We start from the raw sequence: 23120 nt of genomic DNA on the forward strand, positions 1-23120 counted from the left end.
CGGTCTCGCTCAGACATAGCGGTTGACCAGGGATTCCAGATATTCCTGCCGCCCCGAGCGCGGCTGCGGGTCGAAGCCGGGGCCGAGCGCACGATCGGCAAGATCGGCGAGTGAGCGCTGGCCGCCGAGAATGGCGCGGCCCTCGGGACCGGCCCACCCCTCATAGCGCGTGGCGAGCGGCGTGGTGAGGACGCCGGCATCGAGCATGTCGGCGGCGGCGAGCAAGGCGCGCGCGCAAGCGTCCATCGAACCGACATGGGCATGAATGAGATCGTCGGGATCGATCGACTGGCGGCGGATCTTGGCATCGAAATTCAGCCCGCCCGAGGTGAAGCCGCCGCGGTTCAGGATCTCGTGGAACACCAGCGCCAGCTCGCCCACGTTCATCGCAAACTGGTCGGTATCCCAGCCGAGCAGATCGTCGCCGCGGTTGATGTCGAGCGAGCCGAACACGCCGAGCGCCTCGGCCAGCGCGACCTCGTGATGGAAGGAGTGGCCGGCGAGGATGGCGTGGTTCTGCTCGACGTTGAGCTTGACGTCCTTGAGGAGGTCGTAGCGTTCGAGGAAGCCGTAGCACGTGGCGACATCGAAATCATATTGATGCCTGGTCGGCTCCTTCGGCTTGGGCTCGATCAGGATCGGTCCCTTGAAGCCTATTCTGTGCTTGTGCTCGACGACGAGCGAGACGAAACGGCCAAGCTGGTCGAGCTCGCGCTTGAGATCGGTGTTGAGCAGCGTCTCGTAACCCTCGCGGCCACCCCACAGCACATAATTCTGGCCGCCAAGCCGGTGCGTCACCTCGAGCGCGGCGCGAACCTGGCCGGCGGCATAGGTGAAGATTTCGGGGTCCGGGTTGGTCGCGGCGCCCGCCATGTAGCGGCGATGCGTGAACAGATTGGCGGTGCCCCAGAGCAGGCGGACCTTTGCCGAGGCCATCTTTTCTTCGAACAGATCGGCGATCACGTTGAGATTGGCGACGGATTCGCGGAGCGAAGCACCTTCGGGTGCCACATCGACATCGTGAAAGGTGAAGAAGGGTACGTCCAGCAGGCGGAAAAGCTCGAAGGCGACATCAGCTTTGGCGCGCGCCATCGCCATCGCGTCAGTGCCGTGGTGCCAGGGCCGCAAAAAGGTCTCGCCGCCGAAGGGATCGCCGCCCGGCCAGCACAGCGAATGCCAATAGCAGACCGCAAAACGCAAATGATCCTCGAGCCTGCGGCCATGTACGAGCCGGTCCTTGTCGTACCAGCGGAAGGCATGCGTGTTTGCCGCATCCTTGCCGGCAAAAGCGACAGGCGTGCTTGTATCGAAGAACTTGGCTGACGCGTTCACTTAAGCGGACTCCTTCAAAGCGGGATAAAGCTCGCGCCAGCGGCGATAGGCCTCGTCGTAGGCTGCGGTCACGGATGCACGGGGTGCAAAGGTCGCGAGCCGGCGCGGGCGAGTGCAGACATCGGCCGCCTTTTCGCCGGTGGCTGCCAGCCGCCCGAGCCGCGCCGCACCGAGTGCTGCCCCCACCTCGCCTTCCTCCACGCGGTGGACGGGAATGCCGAGCACATCGGCGCAGATCTGCGCCCACAGCGGCGAGCGCGAGCCGCCGCCGACCAGATCGACCTGGGCAAAAGGCCCGCTCGCCGTGCTCAGTGCCGCCAGATTGTCGCGCGCGGCAAAGGCGACGCCTTCGAGCACGGCCTGGACGACCTGGCCGCGGCCGGTCGCGCCACGCAAACCGATCAAGGCGCCGCTGGCGGCGGCATCGTTGTGCGGCGTGCGTTCGCCGTCGAGATAGGGCAAGAACTTGATTGTGCTCGGTCCATCGACGCGCTCGCCGAGCGGCGCCAGCAGTGCGGCGGCCGGCGTCTCCATCACGTCGGACAGCCAGGCGAGCGAAGCCGCCGCCGACAGCATCACCCCCATCTGGTGCCACAGGTCGGGCAGCGCGTGGCAGAACGCATGCACGGCCGAGGCCGGTGCCGATGCAAAGCGATCGGTGACGCGGAAGACTACGCCCGATGTGCCGAGCGACAGGAAGGCATCGCCGGGCGCGATCGCGCCAAGCCCGATCGCGCTCGCGGCGTTATCCCCGGCGCCACCGGCGACCATGACTCCCTTTGCCATGCCCCAGCGCTGCGCGAATTCCGCCGCGAGCACGGCGCTGACCGCGCTGCCCTCGACGAGGCGCGGCATATGGTGGAGATCGAGGCCGGTCGCCTGCAGCAGCGGGGGCGACCAGCGACGCTGGCCGACATCGAGCCACAACGTGCCGGCAGCGTCCGACATGTCCTCGACCATCTCGCCGGTCAGCCGATAGCGGACATAGGCCTTCGGCAGCAGCACCTTTGCGATACGCGCGAAGATCGCCGGCTCATGCCGCGCGACCCAGAGCAGCTTTGGCGCGGTGAAGCCGGGCATCGCCAGATTGCCCGCAATCGCGTGCAACGACGGACAGCGCTGCTCCAGCGCGACGCATTCGGCCTGCGAGCGGCCGTCGTTCCAGAGGATGGCGGGGCGCAGCGGCCGTCCATCCTCGTCCAGCAGCGTCGCGCCATGCATCTGGCCCGACAGCCCGATGCCGCGGACCCGCGCGACCTCGCGCGGATGGCGATGTGCGAGATCATCGACCGCGCCGGTCGCCGCCTCCAACCAGGAATCGGGATCCTGCTCGGACCACAGCGGCGCGGGATGCGACAGCGCAAGCTCGCGCGCCGCCGTCGCGACGATCGCGCCGGCTTCGCTCATGAGCACCGCCTTCACACCTGACGTGCCGACGTCCAGTCCGAGATACACGCCGTCCTCCCTTTTGCCTGCGCGGTATGCGAGCTTGACGTCGCCTTTCCGCCACGTGCCGTTCGAAGTCCTGCTGCCGCTAGGGCCGCTAGGGCAGATTGTCCCGCATCACGATGTCGATCCTGATCTTCTCCTGTTCGCGCAGGATCGGCTCGCCGCGGGCGAGCGCGAGCAGCACGCGCACGGCGGCGCGCGCCTCATGTCCCGGATTCTGCGAGATCGCGGCGTCCATCACGCCCTGCAACAGGAGCCGGCGCGTCAGCGCGGTGACGTCGTGCCCGACGAACACGACCTTGTCGCGGCCGGCCTTACCCAATGCATTCGCGACGCCTTGCGTGCCGGCGCCGACGTTATAAAGGCCGACAATGTCAGCATGCCTGCCGAACAGCCGCGCCAGCAGCTGCTCCGAACGCTCGTCCTCGTCACGCCCTTCCAGCACGGGCAGCACGGTGAGACCGGGGAATTCCGACGCCATCACCTGGTTGAAGCCGAAGATGCGCTCGGCGTGATCGCGCAGGCCGAGCGAGCCCGCGACGATCGCGACCTTGCCGGACCGCCCGCCGACCAGGCGACCGACCAGCGCACCGGCGGTGCGGCCCGCGGCGATGTTGTCGATGCCGACATAATGGTGGCGACGCGAGGACGGCACGTCCGAGACCAGCGTGACGATTTTGGTGCCGGCATCGACGAGATCGTTGATCGCGGCGCGGACGCCGGGATGATCCAGCGCCACCACGGCGATGCCGTCGTAATCGGCCGAGAGCGCCTCCAGCGACGCCGCGAGCACGGAAGGATCGAACACGTCGGTTGCGACCGTCTCGACGCTCAGGCGACGCGCCGAGAGCCAGGCCGACATCTCGCCGAGATAGGCCTCGATCTGCTGCATGAAGGGATTCGGCCCGGACGGCATCACAAAGGCAAAGCGGCGGACGCGGCTGCGGGCGAGTTCCGCAGCGGCCACATGCGGCTGGAAGGAATTGCGCTCGATCGCCTCCCTGACGCGCCGGACCGTGTTCGGCCGCACGCCCGGGCGATTGTGCAGGACGCGGTCCACCGTCGCGAGACTGACACCCGCCTCGCGGGCGATGTCCTTCAGCGTCAACACGGTCGCGGTGAGAGTATCAGCCATCACTGAAGGCTATCAGAGGTATTTTGAGGTGCGCAACTCATTTTGAGGGGCGCGAGAATTTTCGGCCCGCGGTTGCACTGCGGCAGTCGGCCGGAGGACTTAGCGATCACTCAAATCGAGCGTTAGGAACAGGCTGTTGGGATCCTCGACATAGCCCTCGAATGGCCCGCAGGGGACGAAGCCATGGGTCCGATAGAGCGCATGCGCGGGCTTGAAATAATCCCACGAACCGGTCTCGAGGCTGAGCCGCGACATGCCGCGCGCGTGGGCGGCAACAATGATATGACGGAGCATCTGGCCACCGAAGCCGCGCCGCCGCGTGGTCTGCAGCGTGTGCATCGACTTCACCTCGCCATGATCGGGCGAAAGCGTCTTCAGCGCGCCGGTGGCGACCAGCGTCTCGCTGTCCCATCCGGTCCAGAACGCGATGTCGGGCGCGCGCAGGCCGGCGAGATCGAGCGCATGCGCGCTGCCCGGCGCCGTCTGCGCCCGCGCCGCCGTGACGTGATGATCGAGCAGCGCAACGACGCGCGGATCGAAGGTATCGCCGATACGTATCTGCATCGTCAGGAACTCGCCTCTCTCACATTTTTCCGTAGGATGCGCCGCGCCGCGTGATGATGACGTAGCGCGCGTCCTGCCGGGTCTCGTTCTCGAAGGTCACGGCGCGCATGACGTCGAAGTCCAGGCAATCGCCCTCGCGCAGGCGCACCGTCTTGGCGTCGATATGCACGCAGACCGCGCCCTCCAGCATCAGCAACTGCTGGGTGAAGGCATTACGCCCCCAGGGGCTGTAGGAGACGCGCGCGCCGGCCGGCAAATCGACGACGATGATCTCGATGCCGCTTGCCGCGTCCGGCGGCGAAGCATGACGCCGCAGATAACCGCTGTCGGGATCACGCCAATGCGGCTGGTCGGCGAGCCGCATCAGCCGCTCCGGCGGCTTCTCCGCGAGAGCGACGACGTCGCTGAGGGTGACATCGAGCGCCGCGCAGAGCTTGTTGAGCAGCGCGGCGGTCGCGCTGCTCTGCGCCCGCTCCACCCGCCCGATCATGGCCCGGCTGACGCCCGAGCGGCCTGCGAGTTCATTCAGCGTCATGCCGGCCTGCGTCCTCAGGGTCTTCAAGCGGCGACCGATCGCCCGGTCAAGTTTCTGCTGGTCCATAAAATTCATCCAAGCTTTGCCCGGCGCTCGACCGCGGCCGCCAAGACGAGATGAGCTTAGCGCGGGCAGCGGCGAACGCCGGGAACGAGAGGCGAATATATTAGAAATTTGGCGCGACACGTTGTCGGCGCGCTCGCGCCTGCCAGATCGATCGGGTGGACGTCACAATCGGGGAAGCCTTGGAGCGGGCGAAGGGAATCGAACCCTCGTATGCAGCTTGGGAAGCTGCCGTTCTACCATTGAACTACGCCCGCGGATGCGCGGCTCACGCCAGTCCTGATTAGCCGAGACAGCGCCGCGCGCCAAGCGGTTTGGCGCACCCGGCCGGACGGTTGTTAACGTCTCAATAAGATTCCAGATGCGCCGGATTGTGGCGGTGTTATGATCGAGTGTCTGGGCAGAGGCGTGCACTGAGTGGGGCGTGTGCATGGTGGGGCACGGGTACGCGATATTCGACACGGCCATCGGGCGCTGCGGCATCATCTGGAGCAGCACCGGAATCGTCGCCGTGCAATTGCCGGAGGCGCGGGAAATCGACACCCGCCGGCGGATCTTCGCGGTTCATCCCGAGGCGCGCGAGCAGCCCCCTTCCGTGAATGCCGAGCTTGCGATCGAGGGCATCGCAGGCTTGCTGCAAGGCAGCGATCCCGATTTTTCCGAGGTCAGCCTGGATGCCGGCCGCGTGCCGGGCTTCCACCGCCGCGTTTACGAGGCGGCCTGCGCCATTCCGCGCGGGGAGACGCGGACCTATCACGAGATCGCCAAGGCCCTGGGCGCCTCGGGCGCCGCGTATTCGGTCGCGCAGGCAATCGCCAAAAATCCCTACATGCTGATCGTGCCCTGCCACCGGGTGCTGGAGGCCGGCAACTACACCGACCGGCTCTCGCCCTATGGCGGGGTGATCTCCAAGCGTCGGCTGCTCGCGCTCGAAGGCGCCCATCCGATCACCAGCAAGACGCTGTTCGAAGTGCTGCTGCCCGTTGCCCCGCCGCGGCCATCCACCTAGATAGGTGGCATGGACGCAACCACGCTGCTGACGACACGCGCGATGACCGTCTCCGAGTTTCGCTGCGACGCGGGCCCGGACGACACACCGTTTGCGGAATGCCGCACCGGCCATTCCATTGCCTATGTCCGCTCGGGCAGCTTTGGCTGCCGGTGCCGCGCCGGATTCTTCGAACTGGTGGCGGGCTCGATGCTGGTCGGCGCGCCCGGCGAGGAATACACCTGCACGCATGAGCATGTCAGCGGCGACGTCTGCCTGTCGTTCTTCCTCAGCGAGGATCTCGTCGATGCCCTCGGCGGCCGCCGGGAGGCCTGGCAGGTCGGCGCAACGCCGCCACTGTCCGAACTGATGGTGCTGGGCGAACTCGCCCAGACGGCAGCAGATGGCAATAGCGACCTCGGGCTCGACGAGATCGGCCAGATCCTGGCCGGCCGCTTTATCGACATCGTTTCGGACAAGGCGCGCAGGCAGGCCACGCCGACGGCGCGCGATCGCCGCCGCGCGGTCGAAGCGGCATTGTGGATCGACGAGAACTCACATGCCGAGCTCGATCTCGAACAGGCCGCGCGGCACGCGGGCCTCAGTCCGTTCCATTTCCTGCGACTGTTCTCCAGCGTACTCGGCGTCACGCCGCATCAATATCTGGTCCGCTCGCGGCTGCGGCACGCGGCGCGGCTGCTGACAGACGACGACATCGCGGTCACCGATATCGCCTATGACGTCGGCTTCGGCGACCTCTCCAACTTCGTCCGCACCTTCCATCGCGCCGCCGGGGTGTCGCCGACGAAATTCCGGCAGGCGTCCCGCGGGCAGCGCAAGATTCTCCAAGAGCCGCTCGCCCTCAACTGACTAAGTTCGTCTCCGACGCGCGCCACTCGCGGCGCGCTTTGCAATGGAGACGACCATGTACGACCATATCGGATTGCGCGTTGCCGACCTCGACGCCGCCACGCGGTTCTACACCGCGGTGCTGGCGCCGCTCGGCCATGTCCTGTGCTCCAGCGGCGACGGCTATGCCGGCTTTGGCCCGAAGGGCGAGCCGGCGCTGTGGCTGCATCTGAACAAGGGGCGCAAGGCCGACGGTGCGCATATCGCGTTTCGCGCCGCGGATCATGACGCGGTCAAGGCGTTTCACAGCGAAGGCCTGAAGAGTGGCGGCCGCGACAATGGCGGCGCCGGCCCGCGCAAGGATTACAGCCCGACCTACTATGCGGCGTTCCTGATCGATCCTGACGGCAACAATGTCGAAGCGGTTTGCGTGTGAACGCTTGCAGTTAACCCCGTCATTGGGAGGGAGCGAAGCGACGAAGGCGCTTGTTGCGACGACCCGACATGATCAAGGACACCTTCATGGCCTCCATTCATAACGATGTTTCCCTCGACGTCCCTGCCGACCAAGTCTGGGACGCCGTCCGTGACTTCGGCGCGCTGCCTCAGCGGCTGGCGCCGGGCTTCGTCACGACATGCACGCTCGACGGCGATGCGCGCATCGTCACCTTCGCCAATGGCTCGGTCGCGCGCGAGGTGCTGGTCGATTGCGACGATGCACGGCAACGGCTGGTCTATGCGATCGACAACGAGCGGCTGAAGCACTACAGCGCATCGGTGCAGGTGATCGCCGAGGGCGACAAGGCGTGCCGGCTGGTCTGGATCATCGACATGCTGCCCAACGAGCTTGCGGCTTACGTCCAGGGACAGACCAGGGAAGCCGTCGCCGCGATCCGCGGAGCGTTTCCGCCTGCGTGACCTTTCTCACAGAGCTTCTCCCTGCTCGGCCGTAACCATGGCCGCGTGCGTCCGGTTGGCTCTGCTTTCCTGGCGGAGCCACGCACGCGAGGAGCAGGCCATGAGAGGTGCGGACAAGGTGATCTGCCAGGCAGCCGCGGTGCTGCTGCTGTTTTCGATCTCGAGCGCGCCGGCAAGGGCGCAATTCCTCGGCGGCGGAGGCGCCGGCGGCGAGGACATGATGACCCAGATGGCGCCGATGCTGGAAATGATGAAGGCGAAGATGGGCAAGCGCCGCTTCGCCATGCTGATGCAGACCATGGGCCCGATGATGAGCCGCATGATGGAGAATGGCGGCGGCGGCATCGGTGGCATGACGGGCGGCGGGGGCCTTGGTGGCCCAATTGGCGTCGGCGGCGGCAATTTTGGCGGCGGCTTTGGTGCGCCAAACTACGGCGGCTACACGCCGATGAGCGGAGGCGGTTACATACCGGCCGGGCTCGGCGGCATCGGTGGCGGCGATATCATGGGCATGATGGGCGGTGCCGGCGGCGGCGACATGATGGCGATGATTCCGCAATTGATGCGGCTCGCCAATGTCGGCGGCGGCGGCCATCGCCGCCACAAGCATCGTTAGGGCGCGCCCGGCGCATGGCGAGTTCGAACACGAGGCAACCACCCTTCGCGGGGCACGAAGGATGGTTGCGCCGGGCCGGTGGTTGGGGGACCGCCGGTATCAGATCCGATCGTTGATCAGGACGCCGGACATCGACGGATCGCTTGCCTTGGTCTCGTCGCTCGATTGCTTCGCGCTGTAGGTCGAATCCGCGAGCGAGTTCTTCAGCGACCGAAGGAATTGTTCAAGCAGGTCCGTCGCCGAGCTGCCGTTCGACGCGGTGTCCGTGGCGGTGGTCGAGGACGTTCCGCTCGCATCCGTCGTACCGCTTGATCCCGTCGTGCTGGACGAGGTCGAATCCGTCAGCAGGCTCTTCAGCGAGTCGAGGAGCTGCTGAAGCAGGTCTACCACCGAATTGCCGCTCGACGAACCGTCCGTGGCGCCCGCGGGGGGAGGCCCGCCGGGAGGCGGTCCGCCTGCTCCACCGGGGCCGCCCGGTCCTTGGGCGAACGCGGCCTTGAAGATGCCCTGCAGCTCGGTGGCCTGCTCGTCGGTCAGCTTGCCCGCCGAAACTTCCCTCTTGATGAGATCATCGATCCTCAACGTGAATGCGTCGGGCGATGATCCATTCCCGCTGGACTGATCGCTCGCACTGCTCGACTGCAACGCGGTGTCGATATCGCTGAGTGCGGATGACAGCGCCGACTGATCGGCTGCATTGATCGCACCAGAACTGACTTCCGCCTGCAGTTCATCCTGGAGTCGTTTCAACGGCGATGGGTGTTGGTGGGAGGAGAGCGCCGAAATCGAGGTCATGATGGCTTTCCGTGCTTCTGGTGAACTCGCGGCGAAATTGTTCCCAGGAGCTGGCGCGAAGCCTTCGGCAAGGTGCAGAACCGGTTGCTCGATATTGCCACGCAACGGTTGGAAATATTCGGAAACAAGAATCCAGCGAGCGCGCCTAGTCCGCCGCGGCCGACAGGGCCGGCCTGATCGCGCCCCTGCTCTCGCGCGGCCCCCAGCGGGTCAACACGACGCTGGAGCACGAGAGCAGGCCGAGCACGACCATCGAGCTCGCCGCCAGCCAGAAGAAGCTCTGCGCGGTGGCGTCGTGCGTCGATAGCCACCAGCCCAGCGCCGCGATGTAGATCAGCCGCGCGGTCTGCGCCAGCACCGGCCCGATCACCTTGGCTGCGCCCTGCGAGGAGAAGTACATCGTCGAGGCAAGCCCGATGAAGGCGTAGAACGGCGCGACCGTCGACAGATATTGGTGGCTGGCGGCGCGCACCATCGCGCTGTCGGTGAAGATGTTGACCCAGAGATCGGGGAAGGCCGCCACCAGGCAGGCCGGCGCGCCGACGGCGACGAATGCGCTCGCGCCCGCGATCCAGGCGATCCGCCGGGCGCGCGCGATGCGCCCGGCACCGACCGCCATGCCGATCATGGGCACTGAAGCGATGCCGAACGAGAACGCGATCGAGGTCAGCAGGAATTCCAGCCGTGCGCCGATGCCGTAGCCGGCGAGAATCGCGGTGCCGAACTTCGCCAGCATGTGGGTGAAGATCGAGATCGTCAGCACCGATTGCAGCGGCGAGAAGCAGGCGATGGCGCCGACCTTGAGGATGTCGAAAAACATCACCCATTGAATGCGAAGCCCGCGCAGTTTTGGAACGACGCGGGCGCGGCCGGAGAACAGGTACCAGCCCATCACGCCGATGTTCATGGAATAGGCGATCAACGCGCCGGCGGCGACGCCGCGCATGCCGAGTTGCGGCATCGGCCCGAGCCCGAGACCCAGCGTGCCGCCGAGCACGATCTGCCAGACCGCGGAGTTCAGGATCAGCAACGACGGCAGCTTCATGTTGCCGGTGCCGCGCAGCACGCCGGCCATGGTGTTGAGCAGCCAGGGCAGCACGGCACCGCCGAAGAACACTTGCGTGTAGGCGATCGCATGGGTCAGCACATCGCCGCGGCCGCCGAGCATCTCGAGCACTCTCGGTCCGAAGATCAGCATACCCAGCATGAAGACGAGGCCGAAGCTGATACCGATCAGCAGCGCATGCGCGGCCAGCGTGCCGGCGCGCTCGCGATCTCCCGCGCCGAGCGCACGCGCGATGGCGGAGGCCACCGCGCCGCCCATGGCGCCGCCGGACATCGTCATGGTCAGGATCACTGTCGGAAACACCAGCGCCATCGCAGCCAGCGCTTCCACGCCAAGACGCCCGATATAGGAGGTTTCCGCGATCACCACGCAGGTGCCGGCCGACAGCGCCACCACGTTGGGCCAGGCCAGCCCGAGCAGCGTGCGCAGGATCGGTCCGTCCGTCAGCGCGCTCTTCACGGGACGCGGAGGCGGCGGCAACGGGCGTTCTTGCTCATCGACCGGGATTTCGGCGATGTCGGACATTTCCTCTCCCGGGCACAGGCGCCATTCGCGGCGCGGCAATCACTTGGTGTGCCAATCATTTTCTTCGCGCCAAAGGCGCAGTGAGGCTTGTTAGCACGGCAATTGCCGATTCCTCCTGCGCCTGATGCAGGCGTGCCCTGCGGCAGCGCATTTCAACGGGTGGAATTACCCGATCGTCCAGACCAGTGGCGGCCGACCGTTCGCCGTCGGGCGCAAATGCAAGCCGATGTGCCGGCCGCATCCCGCGGCCAGCCCTTCGAACAGTCCTTCCAGCACTCTGGCGCCGGCGCGGTGATGATCCGCGACATCATCCATCAGCTTCCAGCTCTGCTGGCGGATTTCGAAGGTGCCCTCGGATTGCGAGGTCTCGGCAACGTCATCCTGCGCGACGAACAGCGCGTTGAGGAATGACGCAAACTCCTTGGCGCCGCCGCGCTCCATCGCGAGCGCCGCGGCGACCTCATCGAAATATTGCATGCCGATCAGCTTGCCGGTGAGATGCAGGAGATAGCCTGCGTCTTCCGGTCCGAACAATTGCACCATCACGGGTGCGGCGGTGCGGACATATTCCATGGCGTAGTTCCGATAGGCCTTTTCGAGCCGTGGCTTCGGCCAGCTTTCGACAGGCAGGGCCGGCGCGGTCTTCGCATCGAACAGCGGCGCTTCGAGATGGCGTGCGAACACCAGGCGCTGGTCGAGTTCGAGCGGGTGGTCGTACTGGTGATAGTAGCCTTCGAGCCCGTCCTGGCCGTCGACGCTCTGCTTGGTGCAGATGAAGCCCAGCCTGAGATCGCCAAGCGCGACGCCGTTGTTGGCGTGCCAGCCGCGCAGCATCGCGCGGCTGACCTCGCCCGGCACGCCGCAGATCGCGGTGCCCTTCCAGATCCAGCGCGGCGGCGGATAGCGGATCCAGGCCTTGGTATCGCTCTCATACATGTATTCGACATGCACGCCGCCGATCCAGTTGGAGAGATAGTGATACTGCGCGGCCGCCACCGCCGGCGGCAGATGACTGAGGCCGAGCTTCTTGAGCCCCGGCAGGAAGCGCTCCTGCTGCTGGCGGCGGAAGACCCGGAAGACGAATTCCGCAGCGTCGGCCGTGCCGCGCCGCGTGACGACGGTGAGGATCAGCCCGGTGAAGTAAGCATGGTAGAGATCGGCCACCGCGCGCCAGCGTTTCCATTGGGCTTCCTGCGCGGTGTCTGCTGCGGCGATCATGTTCGCTCCCGGCTTGTTGTTTTGCGGGAGTGTGTCATCGCGGATGGAGTGACGCAACCAACTACACATTCGCTGTCATCGCACGCGCAGGCGGGCGATCCAGTATTGCAGAGACGATTGTGATTGAATCGAGAGGCCGCGGCGTACTGGATTCCCCGCCTTCGCGGGGAATGACAGCGGAAATTAGGGCCAGCACTACACCCGGAAGTGCTTGCTCAGCTTCAACCCCTGCGCCTGGTAATTGGAGCCGATGCGCTGGCCGTACATGGCGTCGGGGCGTGCCAGCATCTTCTCGTAGACGAGGCGGCCGACGATCTGGCCGTGCTCGAGGATGAAAGGCACTTCGCGCGAGCGCACTTCGAGCACCGCGCGCGATCCCTGCCCGCCGGCGCCGGCATAGCCGAAGCCGGGATCGAAAAATCCGGCATAGTGCACGCGGAATTCGCCGACCAGCGGATCGAACGGCACCATCTCCGCAGCGTAGTCGGGCGGAACCTGCACCGCTTCCTTGGAGGCCAGGATGTAGAACTCGCCGGGATCAAGGATGAGGCTGCCGTCGGGGCGGGCCGAGATCGGCTCCCAAAACTCTCCGACCGCATAGCCCGAGCGGCGATCGACGTCGACAACGCCGGTGTGGCGCTTGGCACGGTAGCCGACAAAGCCGCTTCCCTTCTCGCCGGCGAGATCGACGGAGACGGCGACACCGCCGGACAGATCCGCATCGTCGATGTCGACGAGACGCTCGGCGGCATGCAAGCTTTCGAGCGCGTCGGCATTGAGGATGGCGTCGCCGGTGCGGAAACGAACCTGCGACAGGCGCGAGCCCTCGCGCACCAGCACCGGAAACGTCTTCGGGCTGATCTCGGCATAGAGCGGACCGTGATAGCCGGCGCCGATCATGTCGAAGCGGCGGGTGCCGTCGGCGATCACGCGGGTGAAGACGTCGAGCCGGCCGGTCGAACTTTTCGGATTCGCGGCCGCGACGATCTCCGGAGGCAGAGCGAGGCTTTCGAGCAGCGGCACGATGTAGACGCAGTTGGTCTCCAGCACCGCACCGTCGGCGAGGCTGAACTCGTGCAGCTTCAACTCGTCGATGCGCTCGGCGACGGTGGCGCCGGGGCCGGGCAGGAAACTGGCGCGCACGCGATAGGCGATGTCGCCGAGGCGAAGGTCGAGGCTCGCCGGCTGGATCTGGCTTTCGACGAAGTCGTAAGCGGGCAGGATGAGGCCCGCTTCCGCCATCGCCGCGATCATGCGGTCGGGCAGGATACCATTGGCGTCGGCGGCGACCGTGAACGTCAAACCGGGATCCTCGTCAGGGGGCAAATGTATCCGGACATGCGGAAAATACAGTCTTTTACGGCTATCCGATGGACGCCTTGACGAAAAGGGCATTGCGGAATATGAGCATGACTTATCCCGTGGTGATTTGAGCCGGCCGGCTTGCAGCCACGTTAAATAAGTCGCTAAACAGGCCGGGGACCTCTGTGATCCCGGCCCGTGGATATATCCAGGCCGGTTTTTTTGTGACCATTTTCGATGGTCACGCAGGAGGTCCTATGTCGAAGTCCCCGGCGTCCGCCACGCACTACCGCCCCGAAACCCGCCTGGTCCATTCCGGCACCCTGCGCTCGCAATATGGCGAGACGTCGGAGGCGCTGTTCCTGACCCAGGGCTATGTCTACGACACCGCCGAGCAATGCGAGGCGCGGTTCAAGGGCGAAGACCCCGGCTTCATTTATTCGCGCTACTCCAACCCCACCATCGCGATGTTCGAGCGCCGCATGATCGAGCTCGAAGGCGCCGAAGCGGCCCGCTCGGCGGCGACCGGCATGGCCGCGGTGACGACCGCGATCCTCGCACCGCTGAAGGCCGGCGATCACGTCGTCGCCTCGCGTGCGCTGTTCGGCTCGTGCCTCTACGTCATCCAGGACCTGTTGCCGCGCTACGGCATCGAGACCACGCTGGTCGACGGCTCCGACCTCGACCAATGGCAGCGGGCGCTGAAGCCGAACACCAAGACGTTCTTCCTGGAGAGCCCGACCAATCCGACGCTCGACGTGCTCGACATTCCCGGCATCGCCGAGATCGCGCATAGTGGCGGAGCGCGGCTCGTCGTCGACAACGTGTTCGCGACCCCGATCTGGCAGAGCCCGCTCGCGCTCGGCGCCGATGTCGTGGTCTATTCCGCAACCAAGCACATCGACGGCCAGGGCCGGTGCCTGGGCGGCATCATCCTGTCGTCGGAAGCGTTCGTCGCCGAGCACCTCCACAATTTCATGCGCCAGACCGGCCCGTCGATCTCGCCGTTCAACGCCTGGGTCCTGCTCAAGGGCCTGGAGACGTTGGCCGTACGTGTGCGCGCGCAGACTGAGTCGGCAGCGCGCGTCGCGGACGTGCTGGCGAGCCATCCCAAGATTTCGCGGCTGGTCTATCCCGGCCGCGCCGATCATCCGCAGGCAGCGCTCGTGAAGAAGCAGATGCGCGGCGGCTCGACGCTGGTCGGCTTCGAGGTGAAGGGTGGCAAGGCCGCTGCGTTCCGCGTTCTCAACGCGCTCAAGCTTGCGAGGATCTCGAACAATCTCGGCGACGCCAAGAGTCTCGTCACGCATCCGGCGACCACGACGCATCAGCGCCTGAAGCCGGAAGACCGCGCCGCGCTCGGCATCAGCGAGGGCTTCATCCGCTTCTCCGCGGGGCTCGAGCATGCGGATGATCTGATCGAAGATCTCACGGCGGCGCTGGAGAAGGCGTAACGGGCGAGGTCTCGTAGGTGGATTAGCCGAAGGCGTAATCCACCAACTTCGTTCGGCAATCGTTGATGCATGGTGGATTAAGGCTTCGCCTAACCCACCCTACCGCACCGTCTCACATCGGCCGATACGCGCGCACGTCTCCGGGCACGTTCACCCCGAGCTTGATCTGGCCGACCGAGCGGATGATGTCGTCGCCGAGGAGCTGGGCGAAGCAGGCGTAGCCCCAATCGTTCATGTGCAGCCCGTCGGCGATGACGAAGCTCTCGACCGGGATCGATTGGTTCTCGTGCCAGTCGCGCATCACCTCGAAGCGCGGAAAGATGCCGACGTGACGGAGCTCGGCGACCTTGCCAAGCAGCTTCACCATCTTGCCGGCGCTCTCCTTGCGCTGGTTGACGGCCGGCGAATATTGCGGATCGACCAGCACGATGTCGGCATCGCCTGCGGCCTGGATGCTGGCGATGCCGTCCTCCACGAGCTTGGCGGTATCGCCGGGATCAAGGTTGCGTAGCACGGCGTTGGTACCGACTTGCCAGATCACCAGATCCGGATGCACGTCGATCACCTCGGTCTGGAGACGCTTCATCATTTCGGGCGCATCCTCGCCGCCAACGCCGGCATTGACGACCGTGATGTCGGCGGTCGGATACTGCCGGCGCAGCTGTGCGGCAAGGCGATTCGGATAATTGAAATCGGGCGAGCTTGCGCCATAACCGGCGGTCGACGACGAGCCGAACGCGACGATCACGACCGGCTTGCCGGCGATGAGCTTGTTCGCGACATGCGGCAGCGAGCCCATCGTCTTCGAGCCGCCCTTCGGCGCGAGACACGGCACGCGGTTGAAGATGTCGCCGGCGGATTTGGCGACCTGCTTCACCTTGTCGATCGCGCGCCCGGTGATGCTGCGCTGCTCCGCGGAGGGGTGGGTGGCCGCAATTGTGGTCTGGGAAGGCGAAGCGGGGGCGGGATTAGCGGACTGCGTCGGCGCCGACGGTGCCTGCGCGGCTTGGGCTTGGGCCTGGGCAGGCGCCTGCGTCACCGGCGTCAGCAACAGCAGGGCCGCGGCGGGTGCAGCCAGCCATGCCGTCAGGCGAAAAGGGGGGAGAGAACTCATTAACGCTAGACCTCAATTTTGCTGCTGGGTCGGCCCCAGATGGGCTGCGTCGATCACAAACTGTGCCAACGCCCGACCAAGGCAATCGTGGACCTGCTTCGCCAGCTCGGGCCCGCGGGACGGGCTGAACAGATCGAACTGACCCTGATCATTCCACTGCCGCATGATCGCGAAACGATCGAACAGCGGGACATCATGCTCCTGCGCCACCACGCGCATATTATCGAGATAAGGCGGTACCGAGATCATGGTCTCGGTACGCGGGCTGTACTGCAAGTTCATCAACACGACGTCAGCCCCTGCATTCTGCAGCGCGGCAACCCCTTCGGTTACAGCACCGCGAAAATCCTCGGGATCGATGGCTCGGATAGCATCCACGGTCCCGGTCTGCCAGATGACCAAAGTAGGCTTTTTTGCTTCCATCAGCTTAACGAAGGTGGCGGCCGCCTCCTCAGCCGTTTTCTTGCTCTGTATTTCTACGGAGACGTTCACTGCCTCCGACGGCGGCAGCTTGTCCTTCAAAATGGCCTGCATGCGCGCTGGATATGAGGCGTCCTCGGAGGCCGGAATCGTGGTCGAGCGGCTGCCGATGACGAGGATTTCGAGCGGCTTGCCGGCCTTGATGGCATCGGCGACCTTGGGAAGCTGGCTCTCACTGGTGAGCAGATAGGACGGCAATTCGCAGGCGGGAGGCCCGTCCGGGGTGGAAGGCGCAGCATCGCCCGCGCGCGCCAAAGGCGCGGCGAGGTTACCGCACAGCAGGACCAGGCTCAGGAGAACCTTCGCCTTCATCAGCCCCCTCCCGCCATATCGGCGCTGCCGACGGCGATTTTGGTCTTCGCACCACTCTTGTCAGCCACGCGTTTGTACCACGAAATCACCCACGCCACGCCCCACATGATCAGGATTCCGGAGAGACTAATTAGCGCATGCATGAACGGCCCGCCGGAGACTTCGGCCAGGATGAAATGGCCGGCAAAGGCGAGGAAGACGCCGAGGCAGAAGATCTCGAGGGAATGCGACCCGCACAGGATCAGCGGCCGCAGCCAGGGCGATTTCAAACCCGACCAGTCCCGCGGCAGGAAACGCACGGTGAGTGCGGCCAGCGCCAGGAAATGCGTGAAACGCAGCACGTCGAGGTTGGTCTTGTCGATTGGATACATCCATTGCTCGAGCCGCTTCGGCATCAGGTGGGGCACCTGCGGCACATACCAGGTCAGCGTCACGTAGAACGCCGCCACAAGATAGGCGATCGCAATCCACATCGTTACCCGTGACGCCAGAATACGCGACATGCGCCGCGCGCCTCCCAGCGCGCACCAGGCGCCGAACACGAACAGCAATTGCCAGGCAAAGGGATTGAACGCCCAGAACCCGTTCGGATAGGCCGACAGATAGAGGTCGTACTCCCAGGTCACCGCATAGAGCACGACCGAAAGGCCGAGCGTGACGTCCGGCCTCCACTTCATCGACCACAGGATCAAAGGCAGTGCCAGCATCAGCACGATGTAGAGCGGCAGCACGTCCATGTTGACGGGACGGAAGCGGAGCAGCAGCGCCTGCACGATGGTGACATCGGGTTGCTTGAGGAAATCCATGATGCCCATCTCTTCGGTGTAGAGCGGGTTCTCGAAGCTGGTCGCGACGTAGGAGATTTCGGCGAGGAAGATCGTGAACAGGAAGACGTGGGCGACGTAGATCTGCCAGACGCGCCGCAGGATGCGCGCGGTGGCGATGACGACACCCGACTCCAGCATCGCCCGGCCGTAGACGAAGGCCGCGGTGTAGCCGGAGATGAAGATGAAGATCTCGGTGGCGTCGCTGAAGCCGTAATTGCGGATCGTGAACCAGGTCAGCAGGCTTGCCGGCAAATGGTCGATGAAGATCAGCCACAGCGCGAGACCGCGGAACAGGTCGAGCCTGAGCTCGCGCTCGCCGATGGCGGGCAATGAAATGGCCGGCGCGGCGGCGCGCGGCCTGACCTCCGCAGGCCTGGCTTCCACGGCCGTGGCGGTCCCTGCGATCGTCGATCCCGTCACTTGGTCGGCAATGGTCATCGGGGCCCGAAACCCTCACGCAAATCGCGACGTTGAAATGGAGTGTACCGGTCCGGCCGTCGTCTCGCAAAGCGGCCGGATCACATCGGGGTGTATTTCCCCGGGGGGTACTTCCGCGCAAATTCGGGCGGGACGATGTCGCCAAAGCCGCCTGCGGCGTTTGGTTCCCGAGCGGATTTCGGTATGATGGCAGCCATGTACCGCGCCGTGACCCGCCAGATCGAAGTGACCGTCGAGCCGAATTTTGTTCCGGAACAGTCGTCGGCCGACCGTTCCCGCTTTTTCTGGTCGTACACCATCGTCATCACCAATTCCGGTGAGGAGACCGTGCAGCTCAAGACGCGGCACTGGATCATCACCGACGCCACCGGCCGGCAGCAGGAGGTGAAGGGCGAAGGAGTGGTGGGCGAGCAGCCGACGCTGGCCCCCGGCGAGCGCTTCGAATACACCTCCGGCGTCCCGCTCACGACCGCCTCCGGCTTCATGACCGGCCGCTACCAGATGGTCAGCGAAAGCGGCGAACGCTTCGAGATCGACGTGCCGACATTCTCGCTGGACAGCCCGGACAACAAGCGGGTGTTGAACTGAGGGTGGTGGCTCTGTGCCTCGACCTATCCGACTGCGTGCAACGCGACTCCACTGATCCCGTCATCCTGAGGTGCGAGGTATGGGACGCAATGCGTCCCATGGCGAGCCTCGAAGGATGAACGGCCGAGATGCATCGGGGCCGTCGCCCTTCGAGGCTCGCCGAAGAGGCGAGCACCTCTGGGTGACGGTGATGGAGGAGCGTGTGCAGTCTCCGCAATGACGGAGTATGTGGCAGCTTCGCTCTTCCAGTTTGCGTTTGAACCGCGGACACGCCTTCTCATTCTCGCGGCGCGTTTCGCCCGAGCTTTGCTTGATCTCTCCACCCTCAAATCCAAGAGGGCGCAGGGAAGACCGGGTGCCGGCGGGCACCCGCGGTCCGCTGCGCGAAGATGTAGCGCAAAAGAACCGCACAGCAGCATACAGGTGTTGCCGATCACTCAGCCTTCCCTGCGCGATGGTCGGACGGCTTATGCCGTGCTCTCCCGGGAGCCGAACTTTCCTTCTGGCCTCCCTCGCCCCGCGAATTGACGATGCCGTCCGCCCGGTTGGGCTCGCGCACATCTCCGCAAAGGCTTGACCGTAGCAACGACGGCCAGGACCACACGGTTTTGCCGTACGCAGCTCATCCGGCTTCGCCAAGAGGCTTCACCGGACTTCGCGCCGCTCGTCCGCGCGCGGCCACGGGCTCACAGGGACTACCCGCCCTGCCCGCGCCTCTCGCGCACGACGCTGCCGCGTCCACCGCTGGCCCGGCTCGCAACTCGTGACGACGTACGATCGCCCCTCAAGGATGAGCCGGGATGGGCAACACATACGCCGTTTCCGAATTTCGGTAAAGTGGAATATTTTTCGGAGGAGAGATTGACAGGCCTGCAGGTGTTTTGCCCGTCGGGTCGCGAGGGCCCGTCGACCGAGTGCTTACGCGTCCTCCACACCCGCCTCATCCGGCGTGAACTCGTACACCGAAGAGCAGAATTCGCAGGTCACGACGACCTTGTCGTCCTTGACCATGTCGGCGCGGTCTTCGGCCGAGAAGCTCTTCAGCATCGCACCGACCGCATCGCGCGAGCAGGAGCATTGCGCCTTGAGGACCAGCGGATTGAACACGCGCACGCCGCGTTCATGGAACAGACGGTACAGCAGCCGCTCGCCGGAGAGATCCGGATCGATCAGTTCGACGTCTTCGACGGTCTCGATCAGCGAGCGTGCCTCGACCCAGGCGTCGTCTTCAGCGACCGCGTGCACCTCGACGCCCTCGGGCGCATCGCCGGGATGCAGATCGGCCTGCCGCGCGCGCTCCGGCGCCTTGGGCAGGAACTGCATCAGCATGCCGCCGGCGCGCCAGCGATGCTTGCCGCCGTCGTTCGAGCGCCACTCCTCGCCGACCGCCAGACGCACGCGCGTCGGGATCTGCTCGGAGCGCACGAAATATTCGTGGGCGGCATCTTCAAGGCTGCCGCCGTCGAGCGCGACGAGACCCTGGTAGCGGCTCATGTCGGGGCCCTGGTCGATGGTCATGGCGAGATGACCGCGGCCGAGCAGCGTGCCGGAATCCCTGATATCGCCGAGACGCTCGGCATCGAAGCGCGCATAGGCGCGCAGGCGATCCGGCGCCTGGTAGTCGACGACCAGGAACGACACCGGCCCGTCGGTCTGGGCCTGCAGGATGAAGCGGCCCTCGAATTTCAGCGCCGAGCCGAGCAGCGTCGTCAGCACGATGGCCTCGCCGAGCAGCTTGCCGACGGCGGCGGGATAATCGTGCTTGGTGAGGATCTCATCGAGCGCCGGGCCGAGCCGAACCAGCCGCCCGCGCACGTCGAGCGCGTCGACCTCGTAGGGCAGCACGGCGTCGTCGATGGGAACCGCCGATGGTGCGCGAACCGGGCCCTCTGGCCCGGTTTTCATGTCAGGGGATTGGGAAACCATGGCGCATTATCTGGGGTCGGAGGGCGGAAATGGAAGGGGGCGCGGGGTGGCGTGCTCCGGATGCAATATGAACTGTACCAAGCCGCCTCAAACTTGGTGTCGTCCCGGACAAGCGCAGCGAAGCGGAGCGCCGATCCGGGATCCATAACCACAGGCCTGAATTTGGCGAAGGCTGTCAGCCTCTACCAGCCTGGCACAAGAGACATTCCGCGGTATGGGTCCCTGCGTTCGCAGGGACGACAGTTGTCTACGAGGCGGCAACTGAGCATCCCAGCGAAGCTACTTCACCGCATCAAAACACCAGGCCAGAATGCCCTTCTGCGCGTGCAGGCGGTTTTCGGCCTCGTCGAACACGACCGATTGCGGACCGTCGATCACGTCGTCCGTGACTTCCTCGCCGCGATGGGCGGGCAGGCAGTGCATGAACAGCGCGTCGGGCTTGGCCAGCGACATCAGCTTCGCATTGACCTGGTAGGGCTTGAGCACGTTGTGACGATGCTCGCCCTCCTTGTCGCCCATCGACACCCAGGTGTCGGTGACGACGCAGTCGGCGCCCTTCACGGCGGCTTCGGGATCGGTGCCGAGCACGATCGGCGCGCCGGTCGCCTTGATGAAATCGCGCATGACTTTCTTCGGCGCAAGCTCCGGCGGGGTTGCGACGTTGAGCTGGAACTTGAAGCGCTCGGCGGCGTGGGCCCACGAGGCCAGCACGTTGTTGTCGTCGCCGGTCCAGGCCACCGTCCGGCCCTCGATCGGGCCGCGATGCTCCTCAAAGGTCATGAGGTCGGCCATCACCTGGCAGGGATGCGAGCGGCGCGTCAGGCCGTTGATGACGGGCACCGTCGCATATTCGGCAAGCTCGAGCAGCGCATCGTGGTTGAGGATGCGGATCATGATGGCATCGACATAGCGCGACAGCACGCGCGCGGTGTCGGCGATGGTCTCGCCGCGGCCGAGCTGCATCTCGGCGCCGGTGAGCATGATGGGCTCGCCGCCGAGCTGGCGCATGGCGACATCGAACGACACCCGGGTGCGGGTCGAGGGACGCTCGAAGATCATCGCCAGGGTCTTGCCTTCGAGCGGCCTGACCGGCTGATGCGCCTTCTGCTTCGCCTTCATGGCGGAGGATGCGGCGAGCATGCTCTTGAGCTCCGCCAGCGGCAACTCGTTGATATCGAGGAAGTGCTTTGGCGATTTGCTCATCAGCTTGCCGCCCGCTTGGTCTGGCTCGACGAGAGCGCTGCGCATGCGCGCTCGAGCCGCCCGACGCTGTCCTCGATCTCGGCTTCGGTGACGATCAAAGGCGGCAGGAAGCGCACGACATTGTCGCCGGCGCCGACCGTGAGCAGTTTTTCGCTCCGCAACGCCGCGACGAGATCGCCGGATGGCACCACGGCCTTGATGCCGATCAGGAGGCCCTCGCCGCGCACTTCGCTGACCACGCCGGGATGGCGGTCGATCACGGAGGCGAGCTTCTGCTTGAGCAGCAGCGACATCTTCTGCACATGATCGAAGAAGCCGGGCTTGAGCATGACGTCGAGCACGGCATTCGCCGCCGCGATCGCCAGCGGGTTGCCGCCGAAGGTCGAGCCGTGCGAGCCGGGCCCCATGCCGGAAGCGGCGTCCGCGCTCGCCAACACCGCGCCGATCGGGAAGCCGCCGCCGAGCGCTTTCGCCAGCGACATCACGTCAGGTATGACGCCGGTGCGGCGATGCGCGAACAGATCGCCGGTGCGGCCCATGCCGGTCTGCACCTCGTCGAACGCCAGCAGCAGCCCCTTGTCGTCGCAGAGTTGGCGCAATGCCCGGAGGAAGGCAGGCGTCGCCGAACGCACACCGCCCTCGCCCTGGATCGGCTCGATCAGGATGCCGGCGGTCTGCGGACCGATCGCCTTCTTCACGGCCTCGATGTCACCGTGCGGGACCTGGTCGAAACCGTCCATCGGCGGACCGAACCCTTCGAGATATTTCGCCGATCCTGTCGCGGCCAGCGTCGCCAGCGTGCGGCCGTGGAAGGCGCCCTCGAAGGTGATGATGCGATAGCGCTCCGGATGCCCCTTGGAGAAGTGATGATGGCGGACCAGCTTGATCACACCCTCCAGCGCCTCGGCGCCGGAATTGCAGAAGAACACGAAGTCCGCGAAGCTTTCATTGCACAGGCGCGCGGCAAGCTTCTCGCCGTCCGGGCTCTGGAACAGGTTCGACATGTGCCAGAGCTTGGTCGCCTGCTCCTGCAACGCCTTGACCAGCGCGGGATGGGTATGGCCAAGCGCATTCACCGCCACGCCGGAGGTAAAATCGAGATAGCGCTCGCCATTGGTCGCGATCAGCCAGCAGCCTTCGCCGCGCTCGAAACCGAGGTCGGACCTGGCGAAAACGGGGAGCAAATGCGGCGCTGCGCTGTTAGTCATGACTGTCACTTGAATGTTGCGGACGGTGAGCGTGCATTACGCAACGCACCATTCACCGGCCCGGAAAACGAAACGTGCCGCCTTTTAAGGGCGGCACGCGGGACTATCTTATGCCCCGTGAAACGGGTGTCAATGCCGCCCGGAAAGCCTCGCGAAACGCTGAATCCGTAGTCTTGCGGTGGCGATTTTGCGGGATTTCGCCACGGAACATGTGG

The 23120-nt window shown here is 65.3% G+C and carries 22 protein-coding genes, 1 tRNA gene and 1 riboswitch; of the genes, 7 read left to right on the forward strand and 16 right to left on the reverse strand.

Annotated features, from left to right (window positions below):
- Nucleotides 1-9: 9 nt before the first annotated feature.
- From xylA to FNV92_RS33340, 6 genes are all read right to left on the reverse strand, one after another.
- The gene (gene xylA, locus FNV92_RS33315; protein ID WP_143842905.1) at nucleotides 10-1332 is read right to left on the reverse strand and encodes a xylose isomerase; all 1323 of its coding nucleotides are present in this window, start codon (nucleotides 1330-1332) and stop codon (nucleotides 10-12) included.
- Entirely contained in the window at nucleotides 1333-2787 is a 1455-nt protein-coding gene (gene xylB, locus FNV92_RS33320) for a xylulokinase (RefSeq protein ID WP_143842904.1), read from the reverse strand.
- Nucleotides 2788-2875: 88 nt separating this feature from the next.
- On the reverse strand, nucleotides 2876-3916 hold the full coding sequence (locus tag FNV92_RS33325; protein ID WP_143842903.1) for a LacI family DNA-binding transcriptional regulator: 1041 nt from the start codon (nucleotides 3914-3916) through the stop codon (nucleotides 2876-2878).
- Between the two features lie 99 nt (nucleotides 3917-4015).
- The gene (locus tag FNV92_RS33330) at nucleotides 4016-4480 is read right to left on the reverse strand and encodes a GNAT family N-acetyltransferase (protein ID WP_168213438.1); all 465 of its coding nucleotides are present in this window, start codon (nucleotides 4478-4480) and stop codon (nucleotides 4016-4018) included.
- Between the two features lie 19 nt (nucleotides 4481-4499).
- Nucleotides 4500-5081 (reverse strand): helix-turn-helix domain-containing protein, encoded by a 582-nt coding sequence (locus FNV92_RS33335; protein WP_015689136.1) that lies wholly within the window; start codon nucleotides 5079-5081, stop codon nucleotides 4500-4502.
- Nucleotides 5082-5261: 180 nt separating this feature from the next.
- Nucleotides 5262-5335 (reverse strand) — tRNA-Gly (locus FNV92_RS33340).
- Nucleotides 5336-5508: 173 nt separating this feature from the next.
- Between FNV92_RS33340 and FNV92_RS33345 the strand changes: the two genes are divergently transcribed.
- The 5 genes from FNV92_RS33345 (at nucleotide 5509) to FNV92_RS33365 (ending at nucleotide 8449) form a co-directional block, all read left to right on the forward strand.
- Nucleotides 5509-6087 (forward strand): methylated-DNA--[protein]-cysteine S-methyltransferase, encoded by a 579-nt coding sequence (locus FNV92_RS33345; protein ID WP_143842900.1) that lies wholly within the window; start codon nucleotides 5509-5511, stop codon nucleotides 6085-6087.
- A gap of 9 nt (nucleotides 6088-6096) precedes the next feature.
- A complete protein-coding gene (locus FNV92_RS33350; RefSeq protein ID WP_143842899.1) occupies nucleotides 6097-6936 on the forward strand; it encodes a helix-turn-helix transcriptional regulator in 840 nt (279 codons plus the stop codon).
- 55 nt (nucleotides 6937-6991) lie between these two features.
- The gene (locus tag FNV92_RS33355; RefSeq protein WP_168213437.1) at nucleotides 6992-7351 is read left to right on the forward strand and encodes a VOC family protein; all 360 of its coding nucleotides are present in this window, start codon (nucleotides 6992-6994) and stop codon (nucleotides 7349-7351) included.
- An 86-nt stretch (nucleotides 7352-7437) separates the two neighbouring features.
- On the forward strand, nucleotides 7438-7833 hold the full coding sequence (locus FNV92_RS33360; protein ID WP_143842897.1) for an SRPBCC family protein: 396 nt from the start codon (nucleotides 7438-7440) through the stop codon (nucleotides 7831-7833).
- A gap of 100 nt (nucleotides 7834-7933) precedes the next feature.
- The gene (locus FNV92_RS33365) at nucleotides 7934-8449 is read left to right on the forward strand and encodes a hypothetical protein (protein WP_168213436.1); all 516 of its coding nucleotides are present in this window, start codon (nucleotides 7934-7936) and stop codon (nucleotides 8447-8449) included.
- 99 nt (nucleotides 8450-8548) lie between these two features.
- Here FNV92_RS33365 and FNV92_RS33370 read toward each other — a convergent pair whose 3' ends face one another.
- From FNV92_RS33370 to FNV92_RS33385, 4 genes are all read right to left on the reverse strand, one after another.
- Entirely contained in the window at nucleotides 8549-9244 is a 696-nt protein-coding gene (locus FNV92_RS33370) for a hypothetical protein (protein WP_143842895.1), read from the reverse strand.
- A 145-nt stretch (nucleotides 9245-9389) separates the two neighbouring features.
- Complete coding sequence (locus tag FNV92_RS33375; RefSeq protein ID WP_143842894.1) at nucleotides 9390-10835, reverse strand: MATE family efflux transporter; 1446 nt, start codon at nucleotides 10833-10835, stop codon at nucleotides 9390-9392.
- Nucleotides 10836-11000: 165 nt separating this feature from the next.
- Nucleotides 11001-12053, reverse strand: a complete 1053-nt coding sequence (locus FNV92_RS33380; protein ID WP_143842893.1) for a hypothetical protein — start codon at nucleotides 12051-12053, stop codon at nucleotides 11001-11003.
- Nucleotides 12054-12248: 195 nt separating this feature from the next.
- Nucleotides 12249-13307, reverse strand: coding sequence for a 2'-deoxycytidine 5'-triphosphate deaminase (locus FNV92_RS33385; protein ID WP_416377768.1), 1059 nt, complete (start codon nucleotides 13305-13307; stop codon nucleotides 12249-12251).
- A gap of 157 nt (nucleotides 13308-13464) precedes the next feature.
- Nucleotides 13465-13544, forward strand: a riboswitch (SAM riboswitch).
- A 68-nt stretch (nucleotides 13545-13612) separates the two neighbouring features.
- Between FNV92_RS33385 and FNV92_RS33390 the strand changes: the two genes are divergently transcribed.
- Nucleotides 13613-14809: an O-succinylhomoserine sulfhydrylase gene (locus FNV92_RS33390; protein WP_143842892.1), complete on the forward strand. Its 1197-nt coding sequence runs from the start codon at nucleotides 13613-13615 to the stop codon at nucleotides 14807-14809.
- Nucleotides 14810-14921: 112 nt separating this feature from the next.
- Here FNV92_RS33390 and FNV92_RS33395 read toward each other — a convergent pair whose 3' ends face one another.
- From FNV92_RS33395 to FNV92_RS33405, 3 genes are read right to left on the reverse strand one after another with little or no spacing between them, the layout of a single operon-like run.
- Nucleotides 14922-15923, reverse strand: a complete 1002-nt coding sequence (locus FNV92_RS33395; RefSeq protein ID WP_143842891.1) for an SGNH/GDSL hydrolase family protein — start codon at nucleotides 15921-15923, stop codon at nucleotides 14922-14924.
- Nucleotides 15924-15935: 12 nt separating this feature from the next.
- Entirely contained in the window at nucleotides 15936-16715 is a 780-nt protein-coding gene (locus tag FNV92_RS33400) for an SGNH/GDSL hydrolase family protein (RefSeq protein WP_143842890.1), read from the reverse strand.
- Nucleotides 16715-17980, reverse strand: coding sequence for an OpgC domain-containing protein (locus FNV92_RS33405; protein WP_143842889.1), 1266 nt, complete (start codon nucleotides 17978-17980; stop codon nucleotides 16715-16717). Before FNV92_RS33405 ends, FNV92_RS33400 begins: the two co-directional genes overlap by 1 nt.
- Nucleotides 17981-18175: 195 nt before the next feature.
- Here FNV92_RS33405 and apaG point away from each other — a divergent pair, with 195 nt between their 5' ends.
- Nucleotides 18176-18568 carry a Co2+/Mg2+ efflux protein ApaG gene (apaG, locus tag FNV92_RS33410; RefSeq protein WP_015689150.1) on the forward strand — a complete coding sequence of 131 codons (393 nt, stop codon included), beginning with the start codon at nucleotides 18176-18178 and terminating at the stop codon, nucleotides 18566-18568.
- Nucleotides 18569-19486: 918 nt separating this feature from the next.
- Here the strand turns inward: apaG and FNV92_RS33415 are convergent.
- The 3 genes from FNV92_RS33415 to FNV92_RS33425 all read right to left on the reverse strand — a co-directional run bounded on the left by FNV92_RS33415 (nucleotide 19487) and on the right by FNV92_RS33425 (nucleotide 22905).
- Nucleotides 19487-20494, reverse strand: a complete 1008-nt coding sequence (locus FNV92_RS33415; RefSeq protein WP_143842887.1) for an Hsp33 family molecular chaperone — start codon at nucleotides 20492-20494, stop codon at nucleotides 19487-19489.
- Nucleotides 20495-20773: 279 nt separating this feature from the next.
- Nucleotides 20774-21697 (reverse strand): ornithine carbamoyltransferase, encoded by a 924-nt coding sequence (gene argF, locus FNV92_RS33420; RefSeq protein WP_015689152.1) that lies wholly within the window; start codon nucleotides 21695-21697, stop codon nucleotides 20774-20776.
- On the reverse strand, nucleotides 21697-22905 hold the full coding sequence (locus FNV92_RS33425) for an aspartate aminotransferase family protein (RefSeq protein ID WP_168213435.1): 1209 nt from the start codon (nucleotides 22903-22905) through the stop codon (nucleotides 21697-21699). Before FNV92_RS33425 ends, argF begins: the two co-directional genes overlap by 1 nt.
- Nucleotides 22906-23120: the final 215 nt, after the last annotated feature.

Source organism: Bradyrhizobium cosmicum, assembly GCF_007290395.2.
In the GTDB taxonomy this organism is placed as follows: Bacteria; Pseudomonadota; Alphaproteobacteria; order Rhizobiales; family Xanthobacteraceae; genus Bradyrhizobium; species Bradyrhizobium cosmicum.